The 8,154-nt window shown below is 39.3% G+C and carries 4 protein-coding genes and 1 pseudogene; all 5 read right to left on the minus strand.

All coding sequences use genetic code 11. The annotated features are described in order from the left end of the window. Positions 1-1,227: 1,227 nt before the first annotated feature. The gene (locus K5Q99_RS20670; protein ID WP_220777992.1) at positions 1,228-1,971 is read right to left on the minus strand and encodes a M48 family metallopeptidase; all 744 of its coding nucleotides are present in this window, start codon (positions 1,969-1,971) and stop codon (positions 1,228-1,230) included. After that, the gene (locus K5Q99_RS20675; RefSeq protein WP_220777993.1) at positions 1,971-5,177 is read right to left on the minus strand and encodes a type I restriction endonuclease subunit R; all 3,207 of its coding nucleotides are present in this window, start codon (positions 5,175-5,177) and stop codon (positions 1,971-1,973) included. The genes K5Q99_RS20670 and K5Q99_RS20675 overlap by 1 nt, the downstream gene beginning before the upstream one ends. Continuing rightward, a complete protein-coding gene (locus K5Q99_RS20680) occupies positions 5,174-7,408 on the minus strand; it encodes a DUF262 domain-containing protein (protein ID WP_220777994.1) in 2,235 nt (744 codons plus the stop codon). The genes K5Q99_RS20675 and K5Q99_RS20680 overlap by 4 nt, the downstream gene beginning before the upstream one ends. Next, the gene (locus K5Q99_RS22600) at positions 7,405-7,740 is read right to left on the minus strand and encodes a GmrSD restriction endonuclease domain-containing protein (RefSeq protein WP_246604553.1); all 336 of its coding nucleotides are present in this window, start codon (positions 7,738-7,740) and stop codon (positions 7,405-7,407) included. Before K5Q99_RS22600 ends, K5Q99_RS20680 begins: the two co-directional genes overlap by 4 nt. Before the next feature lie 18 nt (positions 7,741-7,758). Beyond that, a pseudogene (locus K5Q99_RS22605) lies at positions 7,759-8,154 on the minus strand (DUF262 domain-containing protein); the annotation flags it as partial.

Genomic DNA, 8,154 nt, shown 5'->3' on the forward strand with positions numbered 1-8,154 from the left:
AACGGCCTAATACCGTTCGATTACATCGAACACTGCCTAACGCAGTTATCTTACCCTGACTGCGATCTCCACAGCCTATTACCTTGGCAGGTTAATCTAGGCAAGACGTAGATCACCGGACGCTTACATGAGATTTCGCGGCAGACTGAGATTTACCTTTATGATGAACATGAATCTAGGCCGCAAGCTAACCTGCTGATATTTTTTTGCTGTTTGACTAGCTAGGATTAGCAAATGGATATTCAGATAAAAATTACGGACGGTTTCTTATTCGATTAGATTGAAATTTTCATCTAAAGTCTGATAGCGAAGATGTCACTGAGCTATTGGATTTTCGCGTCTCTACGTGAATGCTTTAAGATTTTGTGTAACCATATGCGAAAGAAATCATGTAAAACTCGCAGTAACAGCTTTAAAGCAGATTTACTTATGCAGAAAGCCTTCAGTTCGAAGATATGGTATGACTCTATCGAAGCGGATGTTAAAGCGACCTAAACTCTGGCTAAGTGATATATTTGTCTTACCGGCTATAAATGCACTGATTGATACATGAAATTTTTAGAAATGAACTGAGCGACTGAGTTCCTGTGTATAAATGTGTCAGTACATAATGAGTTCATTGAACGGTTTAATAGTGTTATCTGAGTCTCCAACAATGCCGATAAATGACGTTATCGGCATTAGCGTAAAAATGTATTTTTCTTGAATAATAGCTTATGCACATAGTAACAAACTGTATTCATCTGATTGAATCATGATGGACAACAAAAACTGTGTATGTCGAGGATACACGGCCCTAACTTGTTGCGAATTGCGAAGCTAGTAAATCTCAGCGCATGGCCCACTTTATACTCTTTAAACCCCAAGAATTTCATACTCAATAAAACATTGATGAGCTATATCTTGGTACGCCTTCCCTCATTAGTTGCTAAAATTGGACTAAGTCTTAATTGCATAGTTCAAATAAAATCGAGTCATGACTACGTTACTACTATCTCCCTTATCCGCCCTCGCCCTCGCCCATCAATCTTTGTAAAGGTTTGTTCTAAGTATAACAATCCATTGCTTAAAGTTATCAATACCACCTAAATAACTGAAATTATGCAACTTAAGTTTTGAAAATGAAGTTTAGAGGCTTGTATGTCGCGTCGCTACGTGAATTCTTTAGCGTGTTGGCTGGCAAAGCCCTCTATTATTCACGTAGCAGCGCGTTCTTTTTGACTGGTATCAATATTGCCAATCTTCATAGGCCAATGGCAGACTGTTGAGTAAATTACGATGCTCTCGCCAATTTGGCATTTGCTTGTCCATGATGGCGCGAAATCTTTCGTTATGATGACGTTCAAGTAAATGAGTCAGTTCATGAACCAAAATGTATTCAAGGCATTCTGGCGGTTTTTTAGCTAACTCTAGGTTTAACCAAATGCGTTTTGCCTGAATATTACAGCTGCCCCATTTGGTTTTCATTTTCTTAATGCCGATGTAGTTTGCTTCTACACCTAAACGCTGTTGCCATATCTCGAGTAGATACAAAATCCTTTGCTGCATTTCCAATCGATAAAATCCGTTAAGGAGTTTCAAGCGATTTTCTGTTGAAGTATCCGTTGATACCGCAATGACTAACTTAGACACGCCTTTAAGACTCACAAGATGTCTACCAGTCGTCTCCACCATACTTAAACGGTATCTTTGTCCCCATAAGTAATGGCTTTCACCGTTAACCATTTCGCGACTTGATTGCCTGGGTTGAGCAACAAAATCCCTTTGTTGCTTTTTAATCCAGGCTAACTTGCCTATAACAGCTAAGCGTATCGCTTGCTCTGACGTATGAATCGGAGCTGACACTCTTACTCGTCCATCCGGAGGTAATACGCTCAAATGTAAGTTTTTAATATTCTTGCGATTAACCACTATTTCTATGCCGCGCACTTCGATTGAAAAAGTCTCATCTAATGGATGTGTTGACGGCATTAATGGTATTCCTTTTGTGCTTTAATAAGCTCCATTATTGCAGCCACATCAATGCCATAACTGGCAGTTTCTTCACGGATCGCATTAGCAATTTCACGTTCCTTAAATCGGTCACCTAGCCAATCCGCTCTCTTAGTAAAGCGAACCGCTGTATCTATTTTAGTTGTTAATACTTCATCATTACCAAAGTTATCGAAAATGGCTTGTTTAGCTGCGGTATCAATAGAATCTGGATAGCTAGATTGACTCGCGCCAACAGGATTAACCACTTTTTTGGCCAGTTCACGGATTTTTTCTAAATACTCTTGATAATTCAGTGCTTTTTCTCGGCGCTGTTTTATTAGCTCTTCGAGCAATGTCGACATCTGGTCAAAATATTTAGGGTTAACTGGATTTTCATCCACTATGGTTTTACGGACGTTATTCTCAATGGCTTCCGCCATAGCATCTTCGTTATCGCGCAGTCCTTTTGGGAGTTTATCCATGCCCTCCCCGTTATTATTGACAACTAAATCGATTAGCCCGAAGTCTTCAAAATCCATCAACACTTCACTGTCATCTGCTCGAATATACATATCGAGCAAGTGACGCATTGCCGGTTCAAAGCGCTTCATTTCGAGTAAATCACCACTGGCAAGCTTCACTTCATCGCGCACTTTCTCATAGAACACGACTTCAGCTTTGATCTGGATAGATTCCTCTGTGGTGTAACCCGCTTGCTCCATTTCATTGGCTAAATTGGCGTAAGCGCGGAGCAGCTTAGCGACCGCAGTATAGAGTGTCAGGCGCAGTGTTTCTTGTTCGCTTCTAGTATCTGCATCATAGCTAACACCAGATTTGCCACAAAAATAATGAATAAAATCTTGAGTATGGCGAGGCGTTTCAACGGGTTCGCAAATCGCCCGTACCGTCTCCAGTGCATTATCGAGATCTTCCCTCGCCTGCACTAATCTGTCCTTCAATAAACCAGCAACATCTTCAGCATCATAAGCGTCAAACGCTTCGGCGGTGTAGTCTTTTAATGCTTTGTCTAATGACCTAAATAAATCTTTATAGTCAATGATATAACCATATTCTTTATCCTCACCATCGAGTCGATTTACCCGACAAATTGCTTGGAATAAGTTATGGTCGGCCATCGACTTATCAATGTATAAATATGTCGCAGAAGGCGCATCGAACCCCGTCAGTAGCTTATCAACCACAATCAATAAACGCATTTGACCAGGTTCGTCGATAAAACGCTTTTTAACCTCTTTTTCAAACTCTTCGACTCTTTTAGCCGCTTCATCTTCAGATTGTTCGAAGTAACTCGCCAGCATTTTTCGGTATACATCGTACTTAAACAGTTTTTCTGTTAATCCTTCTCCTGATTCTTCCCCCTTAATTGAACCGGCAACAGGCTGATAGCTGGTGACAATCGCGCACTTGTCATGTAAGTCAGTTTTACTAAACAGATCATAGACAACACAGGCTTGATGCACGCTAGCACACACCAACATGGCATTGCCTCGGCCGTCCATCAATCGTGGTTTAAGTTCCATATCCATTAAGATATCGCTAACGATTTTTTCGAGCCGCGATTTACTGGAGAGCACTTTTTGCATCGTGCCCCATTTTTGTTTTAGCTGCATTTTCGCTAGGTGAGACAATCCCTTGGTTTTAGCCTCAAACCACTGATCAATTTTTTTCTCTGAGGTTAAATGTTGATCGATATCTCTGGCTTCGTAGCGTAAATCCAGCACCACACCATCAAGCACTGCTTCATTAAACTTGTAGGTATGAATGTAAGGGCCGAAGATTTCTAAGGATTTTTTCTTATCCTTTTTCATTAATGGCGTGCCCGTAAAACCGATAAACATGGCTTCAGGCCCCTCTTTACCACTAAGCAGAGATTTCATTGCCGTATGCAACTTGCCAGACTGAGTACGATGACACTCGTCAACAAAAACAAACAAGTTGCCTTTAACGCTAAAGTCTTTTGGCAAGTTACGGGTCATTGCTGCAATAAAATCGTCGGTTGCATCGTCATCGCCGCCCACTCCAGCATTGTCATCTCGCGCTTCGCCATTGCGGCCAAATTTATGTACCAATGAGCATAATAACCAAGGATTGGGCTTATTTAAGCTAGCGACTAAATCACTGCCACTTGTAGTGCGATAAATAAATTCATCGACACCGATAAAGACTTTTTCAATCTGCTCGTCGAGTTCGGTTCTGTCTGTAATGATCAACACCCGAGAATCGGCGACATTTTCACGGATCCACTTAGCCAACCACACCATGGTCAAGCTCTTGCCTGAACCTTGGGTGTGCCAAATGATTCCACCACTGTCATTACCGAAAGAGTGTGACTTAATGTGCTTTTTCGCGGCTTGAATACCAAAGTATTGATTATGACGGCAGGTCTTTTTAACCCCAGAATCAAACACAATAAAGTCGTGGATCAGTTGTAAAAACCGCGATTTATTACAAAGCTGGCCTAAGTGCGAATCCAGTAAAGTGCGCGTATTTTCCGTTTTATCCACACTCGTGATAATGGCAGGATCTTTCCATTCCAGATTTTCTTTCCACTCAAGATAGTATTTCTCGGTGGTTTCAATCGTGCCGTAGCGAACACCTTGGGTATCATTGCCAGCCATGACAAGCTGCATGGTCGTAAAAAAATTGCGGATAAAGTCTTTCTTTTGATTATCGAGATTCTGGCGTATCCCTTCACTCACAGAAACAGACGAGCGCTTTAGCTCAATCACCCCAAGGGCAATACCATTGACATACAGTACCAGATCGGGACGTTTGGTTTTGGGCGATAGCTGATCCCCCTTCACTGTCACTTCTTCAGCAATAGCAAAATCATTCGCTTCAGGGTGTTGCCAATCAATCAGCCAAACTGTTTGATTTTGCTCACCTGCGCCCTCTTTCTCTTTCACGCCATAACGTAATAAGCGATACACCTCTTTATTGGCATCATAGAGTTTTTTGCCTTCACCCAACGCAGTTGCAATATCCAGTTTACGCAATGCACGATTGATCAGTAGTTCTGACACGCCGCGATCGGCCAGCCAATTGGCTAATATATGGCTTTCAACATTGCGGTTAGCTTGTCTATCCTTCCAATCGCCTAAATAGCGATAACCCAATTCATTTTGAAAGAATTTGACCACACGGTTTTGGGTGGCACGTTCCTTTTGGCCTACTGTGCTCATGAAATAGAACCCTTCTCAATTCCTAGAGAAAGTAACAGATTTACTATTTTATCAGGAGTCTCTATTTCTTCATCCACTAGGTAGCCATGGTATAAAGTGTGAGGTACTTTGTGCGTTACCACATATTTATTAAATTTAAAACAAACACCCAGAACTACACCATCCAGTTTAAGCCTAGCTTTTGGGGTTTCATCACCATATACATACTCATAACTTAAGGTTTCTATTCCAGTAGGTAACTTACGCTGACTTTCTAACGCATGGATCCTTAAACTCAGTACATAACTATAAAGTTCAGCGTGGTAGCCTCTGCGGTTGGTTTTCGAGAGGAGATATACTAATTGTCCTTGTCTATGAATCAGCTTTTTAGAGCAATAACCTATCGTATCGGGATACTTTATAATCAACTCTCTCCAACCATCCGCATTACTCGAGTCGATAATGCTTTTTAACTCAGCGGTTAATGTACCATAATCACTACTACTGATTTTCATAACGAGTTCGGTGAATACAGGTTTGGTTACAATACTTAACCAGTTTTCTGAACGTTCACGATAGCTACTCCTATTTGGAACTCCGAATGAAAGGCGGCAATAGCCATCTTCAATTAAATAGTTATCAATAGATAAAAGCGCTCGCTGAAGTAGAAAGTCCGTAGATTCCAACACTTCTGGACTTAATAATGTACTGATTTTTTTTGCAAGCTCTTGAAATGTATCTAACTTATAGGAGTTATCTATGAATGCCATATTGAGGATAAAGCCAACTTTTCCTTTAAGGTAGGCATGAGATTCATACTGCCTTAAAGGTGACTCCCAGTTAGTATCGGTTAAGATTAAATTCGCTTTTACTACCTCCTCACTCCACTGCTCCTTAGTAAATCCGACTGTTTCAAAGGAATCACTGTTCATCTGTTCATAGATAGATTGGCTAAATTTAGACAGATAATTAAGTGCTTTTATTGCGGCAATAAAAGAGGACATATCATCGATACGATGGTTATTAATTAGATTGTTAGTAACCCTGACCCATCGGAACAGTTGAACGTCAGTGTTGTCATCCCAAAAGTCTGTATCTGGCGCATTTTCTATGAATAGCATTAATGCATAGAATTTCATTTGAGTGAGGTTGCTAGAAGTTTTAATTGCAGAACGAAATAGACTAGAAATACTGTTATTTTCATTAGCGGACATAAAATCCAGAACCTTTACGATTCTGTTTAAATCTTTTCCTTCAAATGCTTGTATTTTTTCTAGCTTAGAGTGTGGAATGTAACTACGAGATTCACGTATATCTCGAAGCCAGCCTTTTTCTTCTGCAGTGAGTAATATGTAACTACCTTCGGTCGTTTCACAACTGTGATAAAAAGCGAGTAAGTTGAAAAAATTTAAATAAAGTGAATCAAAGTCTACGTTATCTTCGACACTTTCTCTCCAAAAAAAATCAGTCCATTGACAATCAATTTTGTGTTCAAAGTTACCATGTGGAAGAACAATCTCTGCCTTTCTGAGCAGCCAAACTTTAAAGTTTTCAAAGGCCGTTAAAGGCTTTCCTCTAGCATTCATTTTAATATACAGTTCATCAGATAAACCGAATGAGTGTAGGTTTAAAAACTGAAAGGTGATATATGGATTAACAGTATTAGTGAGTCGTTCATAAAGATTAATATTATTTTTACCAAACTTTATTTCAATTGCATCTAACATACATAAACAAGATTGAACAGTAGGATCCAACTTCCAAGAAGAATAGAACCATTGGCTATCGAGTATTAGATTGCTAATAGAGCCTTGCTTATAGTCGAATTTTGTTGAGGTAAGTGCATTAAAAAACTCAGTTGTACTATGTCTTGTTTTATATGTAAAACGTGAACGAAATGAGTCTTCTTGCGTAATAACAAACCTGTCTCTAAATGCATCGAGTTGATCATTTTTAAGTGCGAGAAACCAGTGCAATAGGAATAATGTCGTTAAACGTTGTTGACCATCAAGCACTGAAAAAACTTTGCCTTCTTCCCCTTCAAAATTACCGTAAACAAAGTCTAAGTCCAGTGGCTGAACTACGTGTTCACCAGTAACGAGTAGAGCATCATAGAGTGAGTCTAAGAACAAAGTCCTTACATCAATCGCCTCACTTCTACCTTGTGCATAATCACGTTGAAGTATTGGAATTTCAATAATCTCAACTTTTTCAAATAGGCCATAAAACGTAGAACTTAATCCCTTATTCATAGGTACACTCCTTTACCACCTAGAAAACTATATATCATTTCTGAGATCGCTTGTTGATGATCTTGACTATCTTTTGCCCCCCAAAAAAGCATTTTATCGACTTGCTTACTGTAATATTTTAAAAAAACATTTTTGGTACATAAAGGGACAAATGTCGCTCGCTTGTCAAGGGCTATTATTCTAAATCGCTTTATAGGAAAAACGGCATTTTGATAGCTACGGTTTGTATAGCTATCTAACAATGTAAGGTTGCCGATTGAATCATCAACTTCTTCATTGCTATGAGGATCATATAGTTCTATAACTTTTTGGAAGATTATTTCAAATTTCACTGAGTCAAATAGTTTGCACTATAATAGTTCAATTGCAGCTCTTTTGATATTTTGAGCTTCTTCAATATAACTAACTGAGCGCTCATTTGGCTCGAAAGTGTTTTCGTCAGAAATATATTCAACAACATTTTTTAACCAAACTTTTTGTTTATCCTTACTATTTGGCATATCAGAGGCTACAGAGCGTATGTGCTCAATGTCCCAATCTTCAGCCTTGAATCGATCAAATTGAAATCGTGAGTTTGTTTTTGAGTTCGCCAATAAGCTTGCAACATTAAACAATAAAAGTATTTTCTGTATTTTTTGACGATCTCGGCCATAACTTAGCTGTATTAAAGTCTCAGTCACAGATTCTAAAGATAAGTCATCTAAAGAGAATGACGGGAATAATGGATTAAATATCTTAAGTATGAG

The sequence above is a fragment of the Shewanella hafniensis genome (assembly GCF_019655335.1).
Lineage (GTDB): Bacteria > Pseudomonadota > Gammaproteobacteria > Enterobacterales > Shewanellaceae > Shewanella > Shewanella hafniensis.

Excerpts from the sequence above, each read along its gene's own strand:
- K5Q99_RS20670 (WP_220777992.1), bottom strand. The coding sequence starts at position 1,971 with ATGCCGTCAACACATCCATTAGATGAGACTTTTTCAATCGAAGTGCGC.
- K5Q99_RS20675 (WP_220777993.1), bottom strand. The coding sequence starts at position 5,177 with ATGAGCACAGTAGGCCAAAAGGAACGTGCCACCCAAAACCGTGTGGTC.
- K5Q99_RS20680 (WP_220777994.1), bottom strand. The coding sequence starts at position 7,408 with ATGAATAAGGGATTAAGTTCTACGTTTTATGGCCTATTTGAAAAAGTT.